The following is a 1,445-nucleotide window of genomic DNA, read 5'->3' as shown; positions in this document are numbered from 1 at the left end:
GGATCGATGGCGTCGTATTGCCGGAACGCCCGATCGGCGTTGTAGCGTGCCGCCTCGCGATCGCGCATCAGAGCATCGCGGACCTGATCGCGGCGACTGGCCGCTTGCGCTTCGGCCTCGACGGCCGCGGCTATCGCTGCCGGCTCGACAGCCCGCAGAAGAGCTTCCTCGATGGCGTCGTCGACGCGTAGTCCACCGAAGGCGATGCAACGCGGCTCGCCATTGTCAAGCAGACCACGCCAGCAGGAATAGCGCGGAATGTTGTGCTTGGTTCCCGTGTAGCGGACCGTCAGCTTGCGGCCGCAGCGCCGGCAGCGGACAAGGCCGGCGAGCAGAGCGTCGCCATGCTTGGGCGCCCCGTGATGCCGGCTCGTGGGCACGTTGTCGCTCACCATCTTGCGGATCGCTTCCGCCCTTTCCCAGCTGACGTAGCCTTCGTGTGCACCCGGGATCAGCGCCAGCCATTCATCACGCGCCTTACGGCGGCTGCGCGAACGAATGGCTGTTGCATCATATCCCGACGCAGCACGAGTCTTACCATAGGCGTAGGCGCCGCCGTAGATCGGGTTCTCGATCATTCGGTGGATGGTCGCATAGCTTGGCCTGCGCCAGACCACATCGCCATTGTTGCGCTTGGCAGGCAAATCCAGCCCATGTTCGAGGAACCAGAGCAGGGCCTGGCGGGCACTGCCGAGTTCCGCCACCTTGTCAAACACAAGGGTGATGGCCTCCTGCATGCGACGGTCGGGATCCTTCTCCAGCCGGTCGCCGACCTTCACGAAGCCGACCGGGGAAGCGACGACGAGTTCACCGCGCCGGGCCTTCTCATAGCGGGCCGACAAGGAGCGCTGACGCAGAAGATCGAGCTCATACTCGTTGAGACTGCCCTTCAATCCCAGCAGCAGCCGGTCATTGCCCTGGCGCGGTGCGTAGACCGTCTCCTGGTCGATCAGCATGGTATCGACGACGCGGCACATCTCGAGCTGCTGCCAGTCGCGGCTGTTGCGGGCGAAGCGCGATACCTCCCGCGCCCCCCAACCTTGCCGAGACAGACTGCGGCGACCATACGATCGAAGCCCGCTCGCGCGCACCGCCAGCAGCAGAGCGGCCGAGATCGTCATCGCCCGTCTCGATGCAAGACCAGCCGAGTGCCACCAGGCGATCGCGCATCGCATACTGCAAGGCGCTGCTCTCACGATTGTGCAGAACCTGATGGGCCGAGGACTGCCGCACATACAGGATCGCCTTGCGCTCCAGATGGTGGGGCCGGATCTTCTCATGCATCATGGCGCGCTTCCTCCAATTGAACGGCGCGCGCGCCGTCGACGTGATCGAGGATCAGGCGCACCATCAGCTTTGTCAGCGTCAGGCGCGTCTCTTCCGGCAGCGCCTGCCATGGTGGCATCTGCGCGGTCTCCGCATCGTGCGGGTTGGAGAACAGATCG

At 64.8% G+C, this 1,445-nt stretch carries 1 protein-coding gene; it reads right to left on the bottom strand.

Annotated elements, in window-relative coordinates:
- On the bottom strand, positions 1-1,121 hold a 1,121-nt coding region (locus NKH80_RS30010; protein WP_352995646.1), incomplete at its 3' end, for a recombinase family protein.
- Between the last annotated feature and the right edge of the window lie 324 nt (positions 1,122-1,445).

Source organism: Mesorhizobium sp. M0904 (assembly GCF_040319475.1).
In the GTDB taxonomy this organism is placed as follows: Bacteria; Pseudomonadota; Alphaproteobacteria; order Rhizobiales; family Rhizobiaceae; genus Mesorhizobium.
The sequence above is the reverse complement of the archived record's forward strand: the minus strand, read 5'-3'. Positions and strand labels throughout refer to the sequence as shown.